Genomic DNA, 22,490 nt, shown 5'->3' with positions numbered 1-22,490 from the left:
TATCTATATATTATCTTAATTACTTATTTTCTTCAATCATGATTTCAGCTACCTTCTTCTTATCTGCAGGAAGGTTAGCCACTAAATCAGGATTCTGAACGATAAAAGGCTTCTGCTCAGCTAGCCATTGTTGGTACTCTTCAGGAGTAACCACCTCGATGACTCTTCTCATGGAGAAGTGACCGCTACCGCAAACCTCTGTACAGGCAATTTCATATTCGAATTCTGGATTGCCAGTCTCCTCTCTCATCTCAGCAGTAGTTTTGGTAGGTGTAAACCAGAATCTGGTTGGCATACCTGGTACCGCATCCATTTTAAGTCTCATATGAGGGGCAAACACGGAGTGCAATACATCTCGGGCACGGATTCTAAAAAGAACCGGTTCGCCTTTAGGGATTACCACTCTGTTTGATTCAAAATCATCCAGTGCGTTTTCGTCTGTGAAGTCTACACCTCTGGAATTAGTCGCATTAGTCAACCTGAAGTCATGTCTACCGAGTTGGTTATCCTGACCCGCATATCTGATATCCCAGGCAAACTGGTAACCCAATAATTCAATAACGTGGGCGTTTTCAGGTGCTGGTGAAGTGATATCCTTCCAGGCTCTCCATCCAGAGATAACCAAAACAGTTAGGACCAATGCTGGAACAAGTGTCCAGATAATTTCCAATTTGTTGTTATCAGGATAATAAGCTGCTCTTTTGTTCTCCTCATACTGGTACTTATAAGGAAACCAGAATAGCAAGATGTGGGTAAGAATGAAGATAAAGCCAGTAACCGCCATGGTGATCCAGAAAAGGTTATCTGTGATCTGACCGTGCTCGGAGGCTATCGGCAATTGATAGTTGTCAAATTCCTTGACAGAATACCAAGCCATAAGTATGAAAGAAAGTATCAGGAATACCATGAACATGGCTGCGTTCACCTTGTTGCTTCCTGAGGCAATTTTCTTTTCTGAGCCTTTCATCACAGACACCAAAGTCTGCACCCTGTACACCATCCAGATGACGGAGACTAACAATAAAAGGCCAAGTACTATAAGAAATCCGTACATAATTTTACTTTTTTCGGATAAAATTTAAATATGATGATGATAACTTTCCTCCAACATCGGGTTGTTTTTGGCAACTAGGTTATGCTTAGCAAGACCAGTCAACACCACGAAAGTCATTGCAGCTCCAAACACTAGGAACATACCTATTTCCATGAATCCAACACCACCATTATGTCCCAGAGTTCCAGGCTGAACCATCATAAAGTGATCAATCCAATGACCTACAATAATTAGAGTACAAACTACTTTCAAGAAGATAGAATGACGCTTGGAATCTCTTGTCATCAATACAAAGAACGGAAGCACAAAGTTGAAAATCAAATTGGCAAACAACCAAGGGCTATAGATATCACTTTCCAATCTCTCTACAAAGTACACTGCTTCTTCAGGAATATTGGCATAATAGATCAACAAGAACTGAGAGAACCAAAGGTAAGTCCAGAAGATAGAGAAGGCGAAGACGAATTTACCCATGTCATGGATATGGTTTTCGTTCACCATGGTCAAGTAGCCTCTTTCTCTAAGGAAGATGGCTATCAAGGTCATTGCCGAAAGTCCAGCTACAAACCAAGAAGAGAATACATACCATCCGAATAGTGTAGAGAACCAGTGAGTATCAATTGACATAACCCAGTCCCAAGCACTGATAGAGGAAGTTACCGCAAATACTACCAAGAAGATAGCAGACCATTTTCTGATGGCAAACCAGTTGTGTCCAGTTGACTTCAAATCCTCACCATAGCTCAATGTCCTAAGCTTGTTGAAGAAGAACAACCAAAGACCAAGGAAAGCAACCATTCTTACCACATAGAAGATTGGGAAAGAACCTTTTTCCATCGGCCAGTAGAAGTATGCTCCTTTTCCATCTATGATCTTGTCATAATGAGGATCATTGATATCGAACAAGTAAGCGTGAGTCCAGTGGAAGATGTCGTGATTTACCACGAAGAAAGAAACTATCATAAGCACGGCACCGATTGGCAACCAGTAGCCTAATGAAAGCATAATTCTCAACAAACCTGCTGACCAACCTGCCTGAGCGGCATATTGAATAGCAAAGAAGAACACCCCAATAATGGCAATACCTACAAAGTAAACATTGTTGATCCAAAGGTTGGCAAACAGCCTCTGCGTCCAGTGGAAAGCATGACCGGCGTCATCGCCATGGCCATGGTCTCCGCCCATAGCGGCGAAGATGATACCCAAGATTAAAAGTACAGCTCCGATTCCACCCACGATGAAGATTGCCTTCTTGGTGGCGGCTGTAAAATCAAATCTCTGATCTAGATTATAGTTAGTTTGATGCGCCATTATTATTAGTTCTGAATTTCTTGTTTAACATAGTGAACAATCTTCCATCTTCTGTCGATAGAAATCTGAGAACCGTGAGGAAGCATTCTTCCTTTACCATGTGTAATTACATGGAAAATGTGTCCTTCAGACAGCTCTAGGTATGCACCTCCCTTAAGGTTGGCAACACCACCGACTACCTCGCCGGCAAGTCCGTCTCCTTCACCACCTGGACCGTGACAAGTAGAGCAATACTGCGTGTAAAGCTGTCTACCTTCAGCAATTACCTGATCGGTTGGCTCAAGGGGGTTGGTGATGTCATTAGATGCTTCGATATCATCGACACCCAATCTATATGGCAAAAACCCATCTTTGTTTCTCGGAACGGTATTAGGAGCAGGCTCCCTCATGTTCATTCCGTGTGGGTTGTTAGGGTTACTGTTATGGAATTCCCCTATTTCATCTTCTCTGTTTGACAACCAGTTTCCCTGATCTGTATCCCTGATTTGGGTCAATGGTTCATAGGCTACCGAGTGATACATCTGGGGAGCATATTCTGTCCCTGGATGGTCACCTGAGGCACTACATGAGGCTAACCCGTAGGATACCCCCATTACAGCTAATAAATATATTGATTTAGTAAATTTCATATCTACAAGGATTACCTATTCAAAACTTTTGTTATTCACCTCTGTAGCGCCAGAAGCTTTCAGTACTTCCACAATTCTCTCACGCTCAAGGTGCGAATTGTTTACCAGGTCGATAGCCATGACATGCTTGTCATCGGTACTTCTGATATCAAATATTCTAGGCTGGCCCCAAGGCTTTAGGTTGCTGCTCACCATGAATACCCCCACCATACCGAATGCCGCCAAAAGAACGGTCAATTCGAAAGTAACTGGGATAAAGTCAGGAAAAGCTGCGTGATCCTTACCACCGATGATCATTGGCCAGTCAAATTTCATCATATAAAACTGCATGGTCAAGGCCAATGTGGTACCCAACAATCCGAAAAGAAACGCGGCAATAGGCAATCTACTTCTTCTGTACCCTAGGTTATGTTCCAATCCGTGCACCGGATAAGGCGAGTAAACCTCATGGATCTTTACGCCATTCTGTCTTATCTGGGTCACTGCGTTCAACAACACATCCTCATCATCATAAATACCGAGGACAAAATTTTTATCTCTTTCCATTTTATCTTTTTACTTTTTCTGATGAAGACTTTAATACTGATTTCACCTCAGCCATGTTGATTACCGGGAAGAATTTGGCAAACAACAAGAACAATGTGAAAAACAACCCGAAGGTGAACAAATATACTCCGACGTCTGCTAAAGTCGGGTAGAACATTACCCAAGAAGAAGGCAAGAAATCTCTGTGAAGGGAGGTTACGATGATCACAAATCTCTCAAACCACATCCCGATGTTTACTACTAGAGAAAGGATGAAAGTTGCAACGATTGATGTTCTGATTTTCTTGAACCAGAATAGCTGTGGAGAAATCACGTTACAAGTCATCATTGACCAGTATGCCCACCAGTAAGGTCCAAACATACGGTTAACGAATGCGTACTGCTCTGCTTCCACTCCTGAATACCAAGCGATGAAGAACTCAGTGATATAGGCGATACCTACGATGGAACCTGTGATGATGATTACAATATTCATCAATTCGATGTGCACGATGGTGATGTAATCCTCAAGTTTAAACACCTTTCTGGTGATAATCATCAGGGTCAATACCATGGCAAAACCTGAGAAGATCGCACCCGCCACAAAGTATGGTGGGAAGATCGTGGTGTGCCATCCTGGAATTACCGAAGTGGCAAAGTCAAAGGATACAATGGTGTGTACTGAAAGTACAAGAGGAGTAGCAAGACCGGCAAGGATCAAAGATACGGCTTCGTATCTCATCCAAGTCTTGGCAGCGCCATCCCAACCAAAGCTCAACGCTCCGTAAATGGTTTTTCTGATCCCTGTCGCTCTATCTCTAATGGTAGCGAAATCTGGGATCAAACCGATGTACCAGAATACCAAGGATACAGAGAAGTAAGTAGAGATCGCAAATACATCCCACAGTAGAGGTGAATTAAAATTCACCCAAAGAGAACCGAATGTATTTGGTAAAGGAAGGGCCCAATATGCACCCAACCAAGGTCTACCCATGTGAATAATCGGGAACATGGCCGCACAAATAACGGCAAAGATGGTCATCGCCTCAGCAGCACGGTTAATGGAGGTTCTCCATTTCTGTCTGAAAAGCAACAAAACCGCTGAAATCAAGGTACCAGCGTGACCGATACCTACCCACCATACGAAGTTGGTGATATCCCAGGCCCAGCCTACGGTTTTATTTAATCCCCACATACCGATACCTTCCCAAAGGGTAGCTACCAGTGCAATGCTTCCTAATAAAAGTGCTCCAAGTGAAACGGCCATTCCAAGTAGCCAGCCAACAGTCGGCTTGCCTTCCACTTGTCGGGACACGTCACTGGTGACGTCTTTGTAAGTTTTACCGCCCGTAACTAACGGTTCGCGCACGGATGAAGTAACCTGCATATCTTATAAAATTATTTATTTACGCTTCGTTTTTGTCCTTGTTTCTGATCTTGGTGAAGTACCATACGTTAGGGCTCACGTTGATTTCCTCCAACACGTGGTAGGCTCTCTCTTCGTTCACCTCTTTAATCGCCTCGATAGATTCCTCTATCTTCAGTACTTGAGACACCTTGCTGTTCGGATCGTTCATGTCACCAAACACTAGAGCATCTGTAGGACAAGCCACGGCACATGCCACGTTGATCTCACCGTCTTCAATCTTCCTGTTTTCACGCTTGGCAGAAAGCTTACCGGCTTGGATTCTCTGCACACACATGGTACATTTCTCCATCACACCTCTAGCTCTTACGGTCACGTCTGGGTTAAGCACCATCTTACCAAGGTCAGAGTTTTGAGCCACGTTCACAGCTGCAAAATCTTTGTTGTCGTGATACTTGAACCAGTTGAATCTTCTTACCTTATAAGGACAGTTGTTGGCACAATATCTTGTACCTATACATCTGTTGTAAGTCATTTGGTTAAGCCCTTCAGAAGAGTGCGTGGTAGCAACAACTGGACATACAGTCTCACAAGGAGCGTTGTTACAGTGCTGACACATCATCGGCTGGAATACAACCTCAGGGTTGGCAGCAGCTACTTCCAAATCTTTGTAAGATTCTGCACCGGCCTCAGAGCTGTAGTATCTGTCGATACGGATCCAAGCCATCTCTCTTCTGTTCAACACTTCCTGCTTACCTACCACTGCCACGTTGTTTTCAACCTGACAAGCTACGGTACATGCCCCACAACCGATACAAGAATTCATATCGATAGCAAGACCCCAGTGGTGTTGGCTGTATTTGTGGCCTTTCCAAAGTGAAATCTTCGACGGCTTCACAAATTCTCCTTCAGCATAAATTTCAGGCTTGTATCTACCTGCTGAAGCGTCTTCTCTATATTCTCCAAGTGTAGCTTCCTGTACCACAAACTGGCGACCCATGTAGGTATTGGCAGTCTGTGTTTGAGCCAACTTGTAACTGTCATTTACTAATTCCAAAGTAACACCTTCAGTAATTTCGAAGTTGTTGTAACCTCTGGATACATCTACCAATTCGTAGGCGTTAACCCCTACTCCATCAGCAACTCTACCAGCTTTAGTTCTACCGTAACCTACGGCCAAACCTACAGTACCTACTGCCTGACCTGGCTGAACTACTACTGGAAGCGTGTAAGACTTGTTACCCACCGTGATGCGACCCATCTTGGTGTTGCCTTCACTCATTTTGAAGTTGTTCTCCGCAGCCCAGTTTTGGGATACAGTAAGGTAGTTATCCCAAGTCACTTTAGTGATAGGATCAGGCATTTCTTGCAACCATGGGTTGTTGGAGTGGGTACCGTTACCGATACCTACTTTTTGGTAGATTACCAATTCAACATTCGCATTGTCAGCAGTATAAGTTCTTCCGATTTCAGAAGCAGCACCGCTTACGTTGCCAGTTCCTGCACCAGATTCAGCACCTGCAGCTTCAGAGGTAAACACCCCGTTGTACAAAGCTCTGTCCCAGAACTCTTGGAAATTGGCAACTTCGCTCTGTCCAGAGAAAAGTCCGTTGCTCCAGCTCTCCTGAAGGTAATCGTAATAAGATGTATTATTTCCAGACCAAGCTAGGAAGGACTCCTGCGCCTGTCTTGTGTTAAATAGCGGAGTAATGGTTGGTTGAGACAAGCTGTACTCACCAGCCTTAGGGTTGAAGTCATTCCAAGACTCCAAATAGTGGTGATCAGGAGCAACGATCTGAACCAAGGAAGCTGTTTCGTTCAGGGTCTCGTTAGTAGAGATGGATACTCTAGCTTTCTCGATACCTTCAGCGATTTCAGCACCCCTTGCGTGATCGTATACAGGGTTACAGTTGAAGAAAACAACTCCTCCTACTCTACCTGCAGCAAGATCAGTTACAAACTGGTTCATCTGCTCGTCATTACCTTTTCTGAAGTAAGCAGGCTTAGAGAAGTCAACAGTTTCTCCAGTGTTACCCAAAAGGTCGTTGATGGCGTTGATCACTACCTGAACGTTAGGGTCATTTGAACCCGAAACTACGATGGAGCGGCCTCTGTTTGCCCATAGTTCGTCAGCAGCTTTCTCCAGGTGAGGGATTTCAACCGCAGCGGCATTCACTGCAGCAGCTCCGCCTCTTCTGGCCAAAAGGTTGTATAATGCCAAAACAGCTAACCCGTTTTGAGAAGCTTTGATTGGTGTTCTGTAGTCAGCGTTCGCACCAGTAAGAGACATGTTAGACTCAAACTGGAAGTGACGTGACATGTTAGGGTTTTCTTTGGAGATCTTTCTGCCTTTGCTGTACTGCTTGGCAAATTCGATTGGAGAAATCCAGGTACCCAAGAAATCCGCACCGAAGCTGACAATCACATCAGCTCTGTCGAATCGGTAGCTAGGCAATGCCCCGCCTGCTTTGATGATCCCGTAATTAGATACTGGATCGTATGTAACCACTTCAGCACCGAAGGAACCTGCCAATTCTTGCAAAGCACTTTCAGTGGAAGGAGAAATCAATGTATTGGTAACAATGCGAACATTTCCGGCATTTCTCAAGCGAGAAACAACCTCAGAGTCAACAGTAGGCCAGTCAGCCTGCTGTCCGTCCACCATAGGGCCGGTCAAACGCTGCTTATCATATAGTGAAAGTACAGAAGCCTCCACAATAGCACTCACACCACCTTGGGTGATAGAAGAAAGTTTGTTTCCTTCGATTTTGATCGGTCTACCCTCTCTAGTCTTTACAACTATAGAAGCATAATCACCACCAGAAGCAAAAGTAGATGCGTAGTAATTAGGCACTGATGGGTTGATGTCCACCGGCTTGTTTACGTAAGGGATAGCTTTTCTGACAGGAGCCTCACAAGCAGCCAAAGAAGCTGCCGCCAAGCTGAATCCCATCACTTTAAGGAAATCTCTTCTGGAAGAGCCACCTTCAGAAGCACCGTTTACAGGAAGCTCCTCAGGAAATTCTCTTTCCGCTTTTTTTACAAACTCAGGATCGTTGGTCAATTGCTCGAATCCGTTCCAGTATGTTTTTTTATTTTCTTTCATGAGAATATTATCTACTTTTCATTTTTCCCAAAGTCTGGCCGGGATTGTGGGCCGGACTCTTGCAAAGAAAAGATGTCTGTTCTTAAAGATTAAATTAATAGTGACACTTAGCACATTCCAAACCTCCGATATCCTTCACTCTCAAGGATTCTTTGGTATCTGAATGCAACTGAACCAACTTGTCGTAATACTCGTTGCCAGCAGTGACGATTTCAGTCTGTCTGTGGCAGTCGATACACCAACCCATGGTTAGGGAGCTGTGCTGATACACCACTTCCATTTCTTCGATTGGTCCGTGACAAGTCTGGCATTCGATGCCACCTACTTTTACGTGCTGGGAGTGATCAAAATAAGCCAGGTCAGGAAGGTTGTGAACCCTTACCCACTCAATTGGCTGATCGTTTTCGATTGCCGCATAGATTTTGGCAATCTCTGGCGACATTCCGTCCTGTCCACCTACATTCTGTATGTGCGTGTGACAGTTCATACAAATGTTGGCAGAAGGAATATTGGCAGATCTTCCTATCTCAACGCCAGTGTGGCAGTATTGACAAGGAATCTCATATTGTCCAGCATGCAGTTCGTGAGAGTAAGCGATAGGCTGCTTAGGAGCATACCCCTGCTGAACCCCCACATTATATAATCCGTCCAAGGCAGTTTTCACCACGAAGGCCAAAATCAAAGTAGTGAAGATCAAAATGAACGCATCACTCTTGAAAATAGCTTTCCAGTCAGTTTTTTGTGAAATAAACTCTCTATCGTCTTCCTCGAGTGGCTGCTTCTCCAAATACTTGGAAAGAACAGATACGATCAGACCTAAAACTACCAAGATTAGCAACAATACCAAAACCAACACCCCAAGGATGATTGTCAGGTATTCGCTTGGCACACCACCTGTGGCCACCGCGCCATCGGCACCTTCACCCCCCGCTGCTGCACTTGTATCGGCAGTATCACCGTACTCCACATAAGCCAAAAGGTTCATCAAGTCATCATCGCTCAAGAACGTATGAGACGGCATCACCGTGTTGTTATATTCTTTAAATAGCGCTACAGCAGTCTGATCGCCTGACTGGATCAAGGCCTGAGAGTTTAAAATGAATTGCTTGGTCCAATCCAAGTCTCTTCTTTCGGTTACACCTCTCAGGGCCGGACCTACACTTTTCGAATCAAGCCTGTGACAGGCTTTACAGTTCGCATTAAACAAGGATCTACCCGCTGTAATAGCCTCGTCGCTGTCCGGCACACTTGGATCAGCAGCGAACGCTTGTACCCCCACAAAAAGGAAAAATACCAACGCCAGATTACTTAATCTTAACGGAACACTTAATAATGAGCGTTTGATTGACATATTTATTACTCTTTAATCAGTTTATTTCACGGTTTTCAATAATCCCCACAAATGTACTATCGAACTTCTTATTTTCAAACTCATACAAAATCAGGCCTTATCAACCCACCCAAGGCCATACTTATATTTAATCAGTTGATTTTTAGTTACTTAACAGTTGTTTACATTTTAACAAACTTATTTAGAACATTTATAAATAACTTTATTTTCATAAATGGCCGAACTCGGAATCCATACGAGTGAAAATTTTTATTTTTCCTAACATTGATGACAAATATTCCGCAATCAAAAGCTGTATAAAAGCTGAGAAATTTCCCCGCTAAACTTTGCACAGAAAGAGAATATCTTTACATTTGCATTCCAATTACGAAATGGTCGCGTGGCCGAGTGGCTAGGCAGAGGTCTGCAAAACCTTGTACAGCGGTTCGAATCCGCTCGCGACCTCCAAGTAGGCAGCATAGATCCTATGCTGCTTTTTTTATTCCCTCTCGGCCCAGTTTGATTGGACTGATTTTTGAGCCTATTTTGGGTAAATTTTTCACCTATGATGGCAGTGACAAGGGCAAGCCTCTTCTTTTTTTTGTTTATACCTCTATTCTCCTTCGGCCAAGAAGAGCTTAGGGAAACCAATGAACTGGAGCAAGGAGGACTCTACTGGATCCGATATTATTTAGAGTGGGAGCTTTCTGATAAGCTGCAATTGGATGTGGAAGCTGAAAACAGGAGGTTTTTCAGCCCTTCAAGGCAATACCAATTTATCACCCGTGGCACACTTTATTACCTGCAATCCGAGGCTTGGAATTTTGGTATTGGCATGGCTTACTCGCAGATGCACAGCCTCTGGACCCCTCTTGTAGAACCAGAAATCCGACCACATCAGGAAACGAATTACACCCATGAGGCTGGAAGATGGAACTTCAACCATCGGCTCAGAATTGAACAGCGATTTAGAGGTGATACCACAAGGACTTTTGTATCACCCGAGGAAGTAGAAGAGGAACTGGAATCTACTTATTCCTTTAATATGAGGTATAGGTATGAGTTCACTACCGATTTTGATATTATCGACAAAGGCAGAAAAAAGGGTCATTTACATGCCCAGGGATTTGCGGCCATCATGGTGAGAACTGACGAAGATGACATATTCGATACTTTTAGGTATTACGGAGGTCTCCGGTACTATTTAACAGACAATTTAAGGCTAGAACTTGGCTACCTGAGGCATTTGGAGAAAGAGCATACCTACGACTTCCAATACAGCTATAGTACGCTGAGATTCACTGTAAGACATAAGCTTTGAGAGAAGCCGGAACTTAGGGGAAAGGGGAATTGAAAATGAAGGGAAAATAATGAATGATGGACGCTGAATGATGAATAATCTAGTAATAAAAAAAGCCTCCCTTTTGCAAGGGAGGCTTCATATTTTTGATAGGGATCAAGAATTACTTCTTATCTCCACCGTCCATTTTCTCTTTCAAAGCAGAAAGTGCATCCAAATCACCTAGGGTAGACTTTTCTTGCGGCTGCTCTGTAGCTTTCTTCTTAGGAGATGCTGCTTTCTTAGCTTTTGGAGCTTCAACTGCTGCCTCTTTAAAAGTTGCTGTATGAGAAAGAACAATTCTTTTGTCATCTTTAGAGAATTCAGTTACTTTGAAGTCTTCAGAGTCACCAACTTCTACTTGAGAACCGTCTTCTTTTTCCAAGTTTTTGATGGTAGCAAAGCCCTCAAGTCCGTAAGGAAGCTCAAGTACTGCACCTTTGTCATTCTTAGAGTTAACAGTACACTTGTGAACAGAACCTACTGGAAACACATTCTCGAAAGTATCCCATGGGTTTTCTTCCAACTGCTTATGGCCAAGGGCCAATCTTCTGTTGTCAACATCAAGCTCAAGAACTACAACTTCAAGCTCATCTCCTACTTTAACGTACTCAGATGGGTGCTTGATTTTCTTAGTCCAAGAAAGATCAGATACGTGTACAAGACCGTCGATACCTTCCTCTAGCTCAAGGAATAGACCGAAGTTAGTCAAGTTTCTTACCACACCTTTGTGCTTAGTGCCCACTGCATACTTAGTAGACATGTCACCTTTAGTCCAAGGATCTTCAGTAAGCTGCTTGATACCAAGAGACATTTTTCTGTCGTCTTTGTCCAAAGTCAACACTACCGCATCGATCTCGTCACCAACTTTCACGAAGTCAGCTGGGTTTCTCAAGTGCTGAGACCAGCTCATTTCAGATACGTGGATCAAACCTTCAACGCCTGGAGCCAACTCAAGGAATGCACCATAGTCAGCAACGTTAACGATTTTACCTCTAACCTTAGAACCGATTTCAAGCTCAGCAGAAAGTGAATCCCAAGGATGAGCAGTAAGCTGCTTCATACCCAAAGAAATTCTCTTCTTATCATCATCGAAGTCAAGAACCACGATCTGAACTTTGTCATCAAGGTTAAGAACTTCTTCCGGATGATTGATTCTGCCCCAAGAAATATCTGTAATGTGAAGTAGACCATCTACACCACCAAGATCGATGAATACACCGAAGTTGGTCATGTTTTTGATCACACCTTCCAATACTTGACCTTTCTCAAGGTTGTTAAGGATTTCAGCTTTTTGCTTCTCAAGGTCTTTTTCGATCAAGACTTTATGAGAAACTACTACGTTATCGTTAGCGTGGTTGATTTTAACCACTTTCACTTCCATTTTCTTACCTACATAGACATCAAAGTCTCTGATAGGCTTCACGTCGATCTGAGAACCTGGCAAGAAAGCCTCCACACCGTAGATATCCACGATAAGACCACCTTTGGTTCTTCTCTTCACAAGACCTTCGATTACATTGTCAAACTCCAATGCATCTTCGATATCCTGCCAAGCACGTACCATTTTGGCTTTCTTTCTAGAAAGGACCAATTGGCCAAGAGCGTTCTCTTGCTCTTCGATGAAAAGTTCCACCTCATCACCGATTTTAAGATCAGGTAGATCTCTAAATTCAGTTCTAGGCACCAATCCGTCAGATTTGAAACCAATGTTGATGATCACGTCCTTATCGTTGATACCTACTACAGTACCTTTGATAACTTCTTTCTCAGTGATCTCATTCAAGGTGTTGTCGTAAAGCTTCTCCATTTCGGCTCTCTCAGCCTTAGTGTAGCCTTCGCCAAAACCTTTGGTCTCAAACTTTTCCCAGTTAAAATCTTCTTTATTAGACATATTATTTAATGACTCTGACTTTCAACAGCCCTAGAGTCCTCAGGCTGAGGTTTTTAGTTAGTTGTTTTCCCGCCAAAACGGACCCGTTCACCCGAACGGATTGCAAAGGTACAAATAATAACAGGAACGAGTCAAAGATATCGAAAGAAATTATCCTGTAACCCCCACTCCATCAGTAACTCTAGCAGGCTTATGCTGAGAGTTTTAATTGTCCGAAATAATTTCCCCGATCAAAAAGTTTCAAATTAATCATGCAATTCAGCCCATAATAATTAACTTAATCTTCCGTAAATATTTTTTCAATACGATATCCCTATTCAAAAAAAATGGAATTTAAAACAGACCGTCAAAATTGGCTTGCCATTACCTGGATCACCTTGCCCCTCCTCATGTATGGGGCTTCTTTGTGGAATTATGAAGGATTGATTGCCAAACCTTATTTGTTTTTCGCATGGATTCATTTAGCCTTGCCACTTTGGATTTACTTTGACAATTCTTATAAAATTGAAGATGGCTATCTATTCTACAGATTCGGATACAACAAAGGCAAGATCCCCATCACATCCATCCGGGAAATTCGAAAAGGGAAATTCATAAGGCAGGGCCAGAAAACCGCCGGTCTGGCCCCCACGGGATTATCCATCCATTATTATAAATACGATGAAATATACGTAAGCCCCAAAGACCAAAAAGCTTTCATCCATGCCCTCACCCAACTCAACCCCGAGATCAGCATATCCGACAACCATCATTCCCTCAAAACCACCAGCTAATACTAACAAAACAAATAAAGGAGGCCATCCAGCCTCCTTTATTTGTTTATACTCAAATTCTAAACACAACTTTCTCACACCTCTCACTTTCAATGCGTCCCTCTAACCTTCATCTCCAAAGTATAAACAGATCCCATGGCAGTAATGAATAGGGTTTTCCTCTCCGGCCCCCCAAACACAATGTTTGTGGTCAGTTCCTCCGGGATCGGGATTCTGCCGACCTGCTCTCCTTTACGGTTCACAATCGTTACCCCCTCTTTGCCAGTAAGGTAAAGGTTCCCACGGTTGTCCAAAGTCATGCCGTCTGAACCTTTTTCCGTAAACAGCTGCCTGTTGATCAGGTAACCGTCTTCCTCGATATCATATACATAGGTTTTATCGTCCCCGATATCGGCCACGTATAGCTTTTTACCATCTTGGGATCCGATAATTCCGTTGGGCTTGACCAAGTTTTCATCAACACGGATAAATTGGGCATGATCAGGGGCCAAATAATACAGATGCTCCCCATCTTGCTGCATCCCTGGGTCTCTTTCCCAATAATCCCGCTTATACAAGGGATCCGTCATATAGATACCGCCATTAGGACCTACCCATACATCGTTGGGGCCGTTGAGCCTTTTGCCTCTGAAACTCTCAATCAATACTTTCTTTTCACCTTTTGGGGTAATGGACCAAAGCTGGTTTTTCTCATCAGCGCAGGCTATCAACACATCCCTTCTATTGTCATAAAACAAGCCATTTGAACGGCCCGCATCTTCCATGAACACGGTAATTTCACCTGTATTGAATGCCCATTTATGGATTTTGTTGTTTGGCTGGTCGGTGAAGTAAACGTGCCCTTCCCTGTTGACAGCTGGACCTTCGGTAAATTCAAAACCTTCCCCGGCCTTTTCCAGCTTGGCACCTTTGGCTGCCAGTGATTTTTTACCTTCAATCTGTGCCTTTCCTTCCAGAGCACACGCCAAGGAAAGCAGGCATATTAAGCCTAAAGTCTTTTTCATACTCATAATCATAAAATAAAGTGGGTCCCCAAAGGTGGTGACCTTAGGGATGGAGGCTCGAAGATAATAAAAATAACTACTTAGCCCATTTCTTTCACGCCCAAAAAGGGCATCCATTCCTCTGCATTCTTTTCAGCGTATTCGGCAAGGAACATTTTCAGGGTGGGTTTGAATGGGGGATGCTTGAGGCTAAAGCCAACCTGCTCCACTGATCGGTCACCCTTTTGGGTGTTGCACCGGTGGCAAGCCGTAACCAGGTTCTTCCATTCGGTCTTGCCGCCTTTAGACCGGGGAATCACGTGATCGATAGTCAGGTGCTTGCCGGAACCGCAGTATTGGCAGGCATTTCTATCCCTGCGAAAAAGATTGTGGCGGCTAAGCATCACGCCTCTATAAGGAACGTTTTTATACTCCCGCAAGCGGATAACAGCAGGATAAACAAATGTACGGTCTACCGTACGGATGGATAGATAGGAATAGGTGGCCAAAGGAGAGGCCTTGTCGAGAATGGTAAGCACTATTGCCTTTTGGACTGTGACAATGGCCACTGGGGTATGATCCAAATTCAACACTAGCACTTTCTTCTCCATGACACTTCAAATTAATTTCCTGACTTCATGAACGTTAGGAAAGCCTGAAATGTTTTTTTGACCAGATTTAGGCGCAAAACTTATCTTGTCTATCCTCACCTTTCCTTTCATATGAATGATTTGTTCATCACCAAGATATAACCCCATATGCTCGGGGAGCAGCATTTCGTTGTAGAAAATCAGCAAGTCTCCAGGCTGTGCCGCACTTGCCTCCACTTTCTGGCCAAAGACCAACAGCTGACTCAAAAACTTGGGGACTTTGTATCCTGCAATCTTATACACCAGCTGGACAAAACTACCCGCTCCAAGCCCGAAAAAGCTCCTTCCACCCGAAAGAAAAGGGGTATTGACAAAAAGCTGTGCAATCTCCATCAGTTCATCCCTGTCCGCTTTTTGGGAACGCGGCCTGGAACTGCCGCTAAACTGTAAGGACTGGCTGAGGTCAAAAAGTTCGTTTTGGGCAACATGCAGATGACTACCCGGCAACAGGTATATCTTTTGGTTTTTGAAGGTGATATGGGAAACAGGTGAAGTGGTGAGTTGGTAATCAGAATCGTTGAATGCATCAAACTCCTCTTGCGCGATGGCATGATGCTGTGCCGTCACCAGCCATCCTTGACTTTTGTCCTGATGGCTTTCTATGCGCAGATACCGCTTGCTTGGATCTGCCTCCAGCACCCTGTAGGTTTCACCAAAAAGCAATTGGGTCACCAACCCGGCACCCGGGCGTGGTTCTTGATATACGGTGGCCAGTGAAAGGCGGCAAACACCGTAACCTTCATCAATAGGCCATTCTGTCGAGGTCTCTTTTTGCATCCTTGTTTTTGATATCCTGACGTTTGTCGTGTATTTTTTTACCCCTTCCCAGAGCAATTTCAATTTTGGCCAAGCCTTTATCATTGATGAAAAGCCTCACAGGGATGATTGTCAATCCTTTTTCCTGAAACTTGCTCTCCAGCTTATCCAACTCTCTTTTGTTGAGCAGCAATTTTCTTTCCCTTACCGGGTCATGATTATAGGAAGCCGCAAAGGAATAAGGAGCGATGTGCATCTGGCGGATAAAAAGCTCACCGTTTCTAAAAAAACAAAACGCCTCGGTCAGGGAAGCTTTGCCTTCCCTCAGGGATTTGATTTCAGTTCCTTTCAAAACGATGCCGGCCACATATTTATCTATGAATTCAAATTCAAAACTGGCCTTTTTGTTTTTGATGTTGATTATTTTCTGGAGTTTACTGGTTTTGGCCATAGGTTAGTTTCCGATTTTCATTTTGGCCAAAGGACTGGTGTCCAGGCCGCAAAAAGAATTGCTTAAAAATTTATAATGGGCAGCCATGGCAATCATAGCCGCATTGTCAGTACAGTACTCGAACTTAGGAATATAAACTTTCCAATTCAAATCCGCTGCCAATCTATTCAACTCCTCACGCAGTCCAGAGTTTGCGCTTACTCCACCGGCAATGGCAATGTTTTTCACCCTATGCAGCTTAGCGGCCTTCTTGAGTTTCTGGGTCAGCATCTTGATCAGCGTATATTGTACCGAGGCGCAGATGTCAGCGGTATTTTCCTCAATAAATTGCGGGTTCTCTTTTATCTTATCCCGAAGGAAGTATAGAACGGCAGTTTTTATCCCACTAAAGGAATAATTTAATTCTGGCATATCGGACACTGGAAAGGCAAAGGCTTTGGGGTTGCCTTCCTTGGCGTATTTGTCGATCAGCGGACCTCCAGGATAGGGCAAGCCCATCAGTTTGGCGGTTTTGTCAAATGCTTCCCCTACTGCATCATCCAGGGTTTCCCCGATCACTTCCATTTCCAGGTGGTCTTTCACCAGCACCAGCTGGGTATGCCCCCCGCTTACTGTAAGGCAGATGAATGGGAAATCAGGTTTGGGATCATCTATGAAGTGGGCCAAAATATGCGCCTCCATATGGTTGACCTCGATAAGAGGAATGCCTAGGGAATAGGCAAAAGATTTAGCAAAAGAAACCCCTACCATCAGGGACCCCATCAGGCCTGGCCCCCTCGTGAAAGCCACCGCCGACAGGTCCTTTTTGTCAATTCCCGAGGTTTCAATCGCCTCATGGATCACCGGCACGAGGTGTTGTTGGTGGGCCCGGGATGCCAGTTCAGGCACCACTCCCCCATATTTTTCGTGCACAGATTGCGTGGCCACAATATTATTAAGTATTTTGCCATCAGAAATCACCGATGCAGACGTTTCATCACAGGAAGACTCGATAGCCAGAATATTAATTTTCATCTCATTCATTGGAAAAGAACCCGAAAGTTACGCAAATTTTAGCGAAAGCACTCATGGTGCTTTTGCGGGTAGCTTTATTTCTTGTTCTGACCCTCGCACTCGTCGCCGCTCTGCTCCAGATCCCCTCTGTGCAGACGCGCCTCACTAAAGTCCTTACCAACTACATCACCGAAAACACAGGGTTTAGAACCAGTATTTCCAAGGTAAACATCAGGTGGTGGGATGCGGTCAGCCTTTCCGATGTGGTGGTATATGACCATAACGACAGCCTGATGGCCAACCTGGAAGAGGTCTACATTGACTTTTCCCTCCAAGGCCTGCTCAACAGCGACAACCCCTCTATCGATGAAGTGCAGCTCAACCATGGTCAAGTTAGACTACTGACCCATCCAGAGGAAGACGACATCAATATCACGGTCTTTGTGGCAAGGATTAATGCCTTGCTGAGCCCAACGGTTTCCAAGCAGGAAAAAAGGCCTGTTAAATTTTCCATCACCGAGCTATCCCTAAAAAACACCTCGCTGGATATTCTGGATTACACCCTACCCGTATTCGAGACCGGTTTTGATTACGGAAAGCTTCGATTCCGAAACCTGGTGGCAAGAGGAGAGGATTTCTTTGCCAAGTCGGACACGATTGCCGTTTCGGTGGAAAGCCTGCGTGGCGTGGAGTCCACATCAGGACTGGAAGTCCAGCAGCTGCAAACCGACTTTTTATATTCCAACACGGGAATGGTCTTCGACAATTTGTATTTGCGAAGCAATGAAACTATTGTCAGAAACTACCTTGAATTTTCATACGATGAAGTCAGGGATCTGAGTGATTTCAACAATTCCGTCAATATCAGGGCGCAGCTGAGCGAGGCTGTGTTGGACATCAAAGACCTCAAATATTTTGCGGAGCAGATTCCCGATTTTGACGACAAGATTTACCTTAGTGGGGAAATCACCGGGCAGATCAGTGACTTGGCCTCAGAGCAGCTCCTGATCCGGTTTGGGGAAAGGAGTGCCATGTTCGGTAAGTTTGACATCGAGGGCCTCCCCAATGTGGAGGAAACTTTTTTCAGGCTTTCCTTGATGAACTCTACTTTGACCAGCGCTGATTTGGCCCCTTACCTATCCGATGAAGCCAGGAGGCAAGTCAATAAATTTAGGGATATCCGATTTGATGGGGATTTTACGGGGTATTTTGAAAACTTCACCGCAAGCGGGAATTTCCGTACAGGCATCGGCAATATGAATGGGCGGCTCAATTACCGAAGAGCGCGAAACGTCCCCACCTATAGCGGGTCTGTAGAGCTTCAAAATTTGAATATCGGTCTAATTTTGGACCAGCCGGAGCTTTTTCAAAGGGTGACCATGAAAGGCCAATTGAAAGGAACTGGCCTGACGGCCGAGTCGGCCATCCTATCCCTTGATGCGGACATTAACTCTATAGGCATCAACAAATACAATTATGCCAACATCCGCACCAATGCCACTTACGGAAAGGACCTTTTCAGCGGGAAACTCAACATTCGTGATCCTAACCTAAAAATGCAGCTGGCAGGAAAAATGGACCTGCGCTCCAATAAGGACAGCGTCCGATTGGAAGCAAAGATTGATACGGCTTTTCTCCAAAACCTCAACCTGATTAAGGAGGACATTTTCATAAGCGGCAATTTCAACCTGGACACCAAGGGAGTGGAGATAGACGATATAGAAGGGGCGGCAAGATTTGAGGACATGCTTTTCAGTTATGAAGGCAGGGATTTACATGTAGACCAATTCATCTTCCAGTCCCTTTTCACTCCGGAGGGACGTGTAATTGCTCTCAACTCCGATTTGTTGACGGCTGGGATTTCGGGGAATTACAAGCTGGAGGAATTGGGAAAAGACCTGACGACTTTGGGACAGGAATATTTTGCACTGATCACCAGCCAACCCGAGAAAGCTCCGGTCATTACTGAAAACGACCTGATGGGTTCCTACAACTTTGATATTAATATCAACCTCATCGACCCCAACCCTCTGATTTATCTGTTGGATCCTTCGCTTTCCATTTCTGATAACACGGTTATCGAAGGGGCTTTTTATCAGACACCGGAAAACACTATTCTAAACCTGTTTTCGGATATTGACACGGTTTACTATAAAGGGCACTACTTCCTGGACAACAACCTTGATTTCAACACCTCCAAATTGCGGGGAGATTCGGATGTATTGGCTTCGTTTTATATCAACAGTAAGCAGCAGCAACTTTCTTCCGGCATCACTTTCAATGATTTCTCCCTGGAGGCACTTTGGGATCAGGCAGCCATAGACCTTAATATTAATTTTGCTCAGGAAGAAACTGACAGCTATGCCCGCATCCGAAGCCACATAGAGGTTGGCCCGGATGAGATAGACATGGTGTTTGAGCCATCTGAATTAAAAGTCTTGGATAGGTTTTGGGAAATCGAACCCGACAACCAATTGGTCTATACACTTGGCAACCTTGAAATCATCAACCTCAAACTGGTGGAAAACGGGCAGTTCCTGGCCTTGAATGGCAAGATTTCGAAAGAACCTGAAGACGTGCTGAGTTTGGAGATGCATCAAGTTGACATGAGCCTGCTCAACACCTGGGACATCAAGGAATTTGAGGGTACTGCCAACGGCCTCTTTGCCATTTCCAACATCCTGGAAAACCCTGTGGTAATGGGTAACCTGAATGTGGATGAGTTTCACATAAACAATTTCCTTATTGGCAACCTGGATGCCACCACATATTTTGATAATGACAATGACAGGATCCACTTAGACCTGACCAATACCAGGCTGGGCAAGAAAATAATTGCCATTGAAGGCTATTTGGGCACAAAAGAAGACCAGCTTGATCTTGTGGCTAAATTTGAGGAGGCCAACCTTTCCATAGCCGAGCCTTTTCTTTCCGATTACATTACCAATCTGGGGGGCACCCTGACCGGTGAACTGGATATCCGAGGCCGAATGTACAATCCAGAAATCACCGGGTCGGGCAGATTAACCGCCGGCAACTTAAGGGTAAATTACCTGAACACTACCTACACCGTGGACGGGAGGGTGAATTTCACACCAAATGAAATCAGCTTTAGGGGCCTGGAGCTCACCGATACCCGGGGCAATAAGGCCAATATGCGGGGAGGTATCAGTCATGACAGGTTCAGCAACTTTATCTTGGACATCAGTTCAGACCTCAACAATTTCCAGGTCCTCAATACTACCATCCGCGATAACGACCTTTTCTATGGAACGGCCTATGCCTCTGGAAAGCTGGAAATCTTTGGCGCAGCCAACAACCTCGACATCAATGCCCAGGCAACCAGCCAGCCCAATACCAGAATTTACATCCCCATAGGATCCAGCGACGGCCAGTTTAAGGAGGATTTTATCAACATCATCAACGTGCGGGACACCACCCGTCAGGTCGCTACCTTGGACCAAGTGGAAAAGCTGGCGCTACAGAACGTAAGGATGAATTTTAATCTCGACATCACACCTGACGCTTATGCGGAAATCATCATTGACCCCCGCACCGGGGAATCCATTCAGGGTCGTGGACGTGGAAACCTGAATTTGGGGATCGATACACAGGGGAATTTCACCATGAGCGGTATCTATGAAATCGTGGATGCGAGGTACAATTTCTCCCTGTATAACATCATCAACAAGGAATTCACCATCGAGCCTGGGGGCAGGATCTCTTGGTTTGGTGACCCGTATGAAGGTATTTTGAACATAAAGGCCATCTATGAGGAGAACGTTTCGCTGATGAGCCTTCAACCCGCCCAAACTACCGCCAGCACGGACATGATGGATTCCCAGCTGAGAAGGCGCTTCCCAGTAAAGGTAATCATGGGGCTACAGGGACCCTTGCTGTCACCTGACATCAATTTCGACTTTGACTTCAGCGGCTTTCCCGAAGGGGAAATCCAAACCTATATCTCTGCTTTCAGAAACAGAATATCCAATGATGAGCAGGAGAAAAACAGGCAGGTTTTCTCCCTGATCATGTTGAGAAGGTTTTCTCCCGAGGGGCAGTTCAGCGGCGCTGGAATCGGCTTCAGCAACCTCAGCCAGCTAGTATCCTCCCAACTCAATGCCCTAGTGGCCCAAGTGGATCAGAACTTGGAAATAGACTTTGACCTGGCAACCCTTGACCAAACTGCCTTGGAATCCTTCCAGCTTAGAGTGGCCTACACCTTTTTGGATGGACGCCTTAGGGTAATGCGGGACGGGGGCTTTACCGATCTTCAGGGCAACACCGATCTCAACACCATCGCCGGAGACTGGCAGGCCGAATACCTGCTGACCGAAGATGGCCGATACAGACTCCGGGTTTATAACCGCAACAACTTCAACAATGCCTTTACCTCGCTGAACCTATCGGCCAATGTGATTACCTACGGGGTATCCATTTCCCAAACCCTTTCCTTTAGCTCATTTCAGGAGTTGATTGAAAATATAGGTAAAAACCGCAGGCAGCGACTACTTATCAATGATATTGATGACTTCTTGAGGTATGACTTTGAAGAGGGCTTGTTGGTGCCCAATGAAGAGGTGGAACCAGTCCCCATCCGGGTGATTGAAGGCCTCTTGGATCTAAAATCTGAAGAAGAGGAAGAAACCCCTATTAGAAATGAAGAAGAAAATTGACCTATCCTCCTGGAACAGAAAGGACCATTTCAACTTTTTCAAGGAGTTTGAGGAGCCGTTTCATGGAGTTTGTGTGAAGATCAACTGTGAAAAGGCTTACCAAAAGGCAAAATTCCAACAGGTGAGCTTTTACTATTACTATCTTTACAGGGTCTTGAAAGCCATCAACCTGACACCGGCTTTGAGGCTGAGGATTTTGGATGGGGAACCTTGGGAGTTTGAAAAAATCCACGTTTCCCCTACCGTGGCAAGAGCGGACGGTAGTTTTGGCTTCAGTTTTATGGAGTTTAGCGAGCATGAAGACCATTTCCGGCAAAACGCAATAGAAGCGACTAAGGTCACCCAGAGTACCAGTGAATTATTCACTTTTCCTTTTCGCGAGGATGTGATCCACTTTTCGGCCTTACCTTGGCTGGACTTCACTTCATTGTCACATTCAAGAAAGTATTCGATTGCCGACAGTTGCCCAAAGGTTTCCATCGGAAAAATGACCATAGGCCTGGAAGGACGGAGTTTTCCTCTATCGATTCATGTGCACCATGCCTTGGCTGACGGAAGGGACGTGGGCTTATTTGTGCAAAATTTCCAACAGCTCATGGAGGAATAGTGGCAAAGGTTTTAAACAAAAGCCAAGCTGGTTATTTTTAATAGGCA

17 protein-coding genes and 1 tRNA gene are annotated in these 22,490 nt (G+C 44.7%); 5 read left to right on the top strand and 13 right to left on the bottom strand.

Features of this window, described 5'->3' with window-relative positions:
* Positions 1-19: 19 nt before the first annotated feature.
* The 7 genes from KIH41_RS07740 to KIH41_RS07710 form a co-directional block, all read right to left on the bottom strand.
* Entirely contained in the window at positions 20-1,054 is a 1,035-nt protein-coding gene (locus KIH41_RS07740) for a cytochrome c oxidase subunit II (RefSeq protein ID WP_213943534.1), read from the bottom strand.
* A gap of 24 nt (positions 1,055-1,078) precedes the next feature.
* Positions 1,079-2,365: a quinol:cytochrome C oxidoreductase gene (locus KIH41_RS07735; protein ID WP_214162060.1), complete on the bottom strand. Its 1,287-nt coding sequence runs from the start codon at positions 2,363-2,365 to the stop codon at positions 1,079-1,081.
* A gap of 5 nt (positions 2,366-2,370) precedes the next feature.
* Positions 2,371-2,994 (bottom strand): c-type cytochrome, encoded by a 624-nt coding sequence (locus tag KIH41_RS07730; protein WP_214162059.1) that lies wholly within the window; start codon positions 2,992-2,994, stop codon positions 2,371-2,373.
* A gap of 15 nt (positions 2,995-3,009) precedes the next feature.
* A complete protein-coding gene (locus KIH41_RS07725) occupies positions 3,010-3,540 on the bottom strand; it encodes a DUF3341 domain-containing protein (protein WP_213943531.1) in 531 nt (176 codons plus the stop codon).
* Between the two features lies 1 nt (position 3,541).
* Positions 3,542-4,906 carry an NrfD/PsrC family molybdoenzyme membrane anchor subunit gene (gene nrfD / locus KIH41_RS07720; protein WP_213943530.1) on the bottom strand — a complete coding sequence of 455 codons (1,365 nt, stop codon included), beginning with the start codon at positions 4,904-4,906 and terminating at the stop codon, positions 3,542-3,544.
* A 19-nt stretch (positions 4,907-4,925) separates the two neighbouring features.
* Positions 4,926-7,991 (bottom strand): TAT-variant-translocated molybdopterin oxidoreductase, encoded by a 3,066-nt coding sequence (locus tag KIH41_RS07715; protein ID WP_214162058.1) that lies wholly within the window; start codon positions 7,989-7,991, stop codon positions 4,926-4,928.
* A gap of 94 nt (positions 7,992-8,085) precedes the next feature.
* The gene (locus KIH41_RS07710; protein WP_213943527.1) at positions 8,086-9,342 is read right to left on the bottom strand and encodes a c-type cytochrome; all 1,257 of its coding nucleotides are present in this window, start codon (positions 9,340-9,342) and stop codon (positions 8,086-8,088) included.
* Positions 9,343-9,715: 373 nt separating this feature from the next.
* Between KIH41_RS07710 and KIH41_RS07705 the strand changes: the two genes are divergently transcribed.
* Both KIH41_RS07705 and KIH41_RS07700 read left to right on the top strand, forming a co-directional pair.
* Positions 9,716-9,789: transfer RNA gene (locus KIH41_RS07705), tRNA-Cys, on the top strand.
* Between the two features lie 97 nt (positions 9,790-9,886).
* On the top strand, positions 9,887-10,642 hold the full coding sequence (locus tag KIH41_RS07700; RefSeq protein ID WP_213943526.1) for a DUF2490 domain-containing protein: 756 nt from the start codon (positions 9,887-9,889) through the stop codon (positions 10,640-10,642).
* Positions 10,643-10,784: 142 nt separating this feature from the next.
* Here the strand turns inward: KIH41_RS07700 and rpsA are convergent, their stop codons facing one another.
* A complete protein-coding gene (gene rpsA, locus KIH41_RS07695) occupies positions 10,785-12,554 on the bottom strand; it encodes a 30S ribosomal protein S1 (RefSeq protein WP_213943525.1) in 1,770 nt (589 codons plus the stop codon).
* 326 nt (positions 12,555-12,880) lie between these two features.
* Here rpsA and KIH41_RS07690 point away from each other — a divergent pair, with 326 nt between their 5' ends.
* Entirely contained in the window at positions 12,881-13,327 is a 447-nt protein-coding gene (locus KIH41_RS07690) for a PH domain-containing protein (RefSeq protein WP_213943524.1), read from the top strand.
* A gap of 89 nt (positions 13,328-13,416) precedes the next feature.
* On the opposite strand, the gene KIH41_RS07685 is transcribed toward KIH41_RS07690, so the two are convergent.
* The 5 genes from KIH41_RS07685 to tsaD form a co-directional block, all read right to left on the bottom strand.
* Entirely contained in the window at positions 13,417-14,331 is a 915-nt protein-coding gene (locus KIH41_RS07685) for an SMP-30/gluconolactonase/LRE family protein (RefSeq protein WP_213943523.1), read from the bottom strand.
* Positions 14,332-14,411: 80 nt separating this feature from the next.
* Positions 14,412-14,921, bottom strand: coding sequence for an HNH endonuclease (locus tag KIH41_RS07680; protein ID WP_213943522.1), 510 nt, complete (start codon positions 14,919-14,921; stop codon positions 14,412-14,414).
* Between the two features lie 6 nt (positions 14,922-14,927).
* Positions 14,928-15,737: a C40 family peptidase gene (locus KIH41_RS07675; protein ID WP_214162057.1), complete on the bottom strand. Its 810-nt coding sequence runs from the start codon at positions 15,735-15,737 to the stop codon at positions 14,928-14,930.
* On the bottom strand, positions 15,703-16,167 hold the full coding sequence (gene smpB / locus KIH41_RS07670; RefSeq protein WP_213943520.1) for an SsrA-binding protein SmpB: 465 nt from the start codon (positions 16,165-16,167) through the stop codon (positions 15,703-15,705). The genes KIH41_RS07675 and smpB overlap by 35 nt, the downstream gene beginning before the upstream one ends.
* Positions 16,168-16,170: 3 nt before the next feature.
* Positions 16,171-17,181 (bottom strand): tRNA (adenosine(37)-N6)-threonylcarbamoyltransferase complex transferase subunit TsaD, encoded by a 1,011-nt coding sequence (gene tsaD / locus KIH41_RS07665; protein WP_213943519.1) that lies wholly within the window; start codon positions 17,179-17,181, stop codon positions 16,171-16,173.
* A gap of 128 nt (positions 17,182-17,309) precedes the next feature.
* Here tsaD and KIH41_RS07660 point away from each other — a divergent pair, with 128 nt between their 5' ends.
* On the top strand, positions 17,310-21,836 hold the full coding sequence (locus tag KIH41_RS07660) for a translocation/assembly module TamB domain-containing protein (RefSeq protein ID WP_317194928.1): 4,527 nt from the start codon (positions 17,310-17,312) through the stop codon (positions 21,834-21,836).
* The gene (locus KIH41_RS07655) at positions 21,820-22,443 is read left to right on the top strand and encodes a CatA-like O-acetyltransferase (RefSeq protein WP_214162055.1); all 624 of its coding nucleotides are present in this window, start codon (positions 21,820-21,822) and stop codon (positions 22,441-22,443) included. The genes KIH41_RS07660 and KIH41_RS07655 overlap by 17 nt, the downstream gene beginning before the upstream one ends.
* The last annotated feature ends 47 nt before the right edge of the window (positions 22,444-22,490 follow it).

The organism is Litoribacter ruber (assembly GCF_018500185.1).
Classification (GTDB): Bacteria; Bacteroidota; Bacteroidia; order Cytophagales; family Cyclobacteriaceae; genus Litoribacter; species Litoribacter ruber.
This window is presented reverse-complemented; position numbering and strand designations above follow the sequence as displayed.

Excerpts from the sequence above, each read along its gene's own strand:
- KIH41_RS07735 (WP_214162060.1), bottom strand. The coding sequence starts at position 2,365 with ATGGCGCATCAAACTAACTATAATCTAGATCAGAGATTTGATTTTACA.
- nrfD (WP_213943530.1), bottom strand. The coding sequence starts at position 4,906 with ATGCAGGTTACTTCATCCGTGCGCGAACCGTTAGTTACGGGCGGTAAA.
- KIH41_RS07680 (WP_213943522.1), bottom strand. The coding sequence starts at position 14,921 with ATGGAGAAGAAAGTGCTAGTGTTGAATTTGGATCATACCCCAGTGGCC.
- smpB (WP_213943520.1), bottom strand. The coding sequence starts at position 16,167 with ATGGCCAAAACCAGTAAACTCCAGAAAATAATCAACATCAAAAACAAA.
- KIH41_RS07690 (WP_213943524.1), top strand. The coding sequence starts at position 12,881 with ATGGAATTTAAAACAGACCGTCAAAATTGGCTTGCCATTACCTGGATC.
- KIH41_RS07685 (WP_213943523.1), bottom strand. The coding sequence starts at position 14,331 with ATGAAAAAGACTTTAGGCTTAATATGCCTGCTTTCCTTGGCGTGTGCT.
- KIH41_RS07700 (WP_213943526.1), top strand. The coding sequence starts at position 9,887 with ATGATGGCAGTGACAAGGGCAAGCCTCTTCTTTTTTTTGTTTATACCT.
- KIH41_RS07725 (WP_213943531.1), bottom strand. The coding sequence starts at position 3,540 with ATGGAAAGAGATAAAAATTTTGTCCTCGGTATTTATGATGATGAGGAT.
- KIH41_RS07710 (WP_213943527.1), bottom strand. The coding sequence starts at position 9,342 with ATGTCAATCAAACGCTCATTATTAAGTGTTCCGTTAAGATTAAGTAAT.
- rpsA (WP_213943525.1), bottom strand. The coding sequence starts at position 12,554 with ATGTCTAATAAAGAAGATTTTAACTGGGAAAAGTTTGAGACCAAAGGT.
- tsaD (WP_213943519.1), bottom strand. The coding sequence starts at position 17,181 with ATGAAAATTAATATTCTGGCTATCGAGTCTTCCTGTGATGAAACGTCT.
- KIH41_RS07655 (WP_214162055.1), top strand. The coding sequence starts at position 21,820 with ATGAAGAAGAAAATTGACCTATCCTCCTGGAACAGAAAGGACCATTTC.
- KIH41_RS07730 (WP_214162059.1), bottom strand. The coding sequence starts at position 2,994 with ATGAAATTTACTAAATCAATATATTTATTAGCTGTAATGGGGGTATCC.
- KIH41_RS07740 (WP_213943534.1), bottom strand. The coding sequence starts at position 1,054 with ATGTACGGATTTCTTATAGTACTTGGCCTTTTATTGTTAGTCTCCGTC.
- KIH41_RS07675 (WP_214162057.1), bottom strand. The coding sequence starts at position 15,737 with ATGCAAAAAGAGACCTCGACAGAATGGCCTATTGATGAAGGTTACGGT.
- KIH41_RS07715 (WP_214162058.1), bottom strand. The coding sequence starts at position 7,991 with ATGAAAGAAAATAAAAAAACATACTGGAACGGATTCGAGCAATTGACC.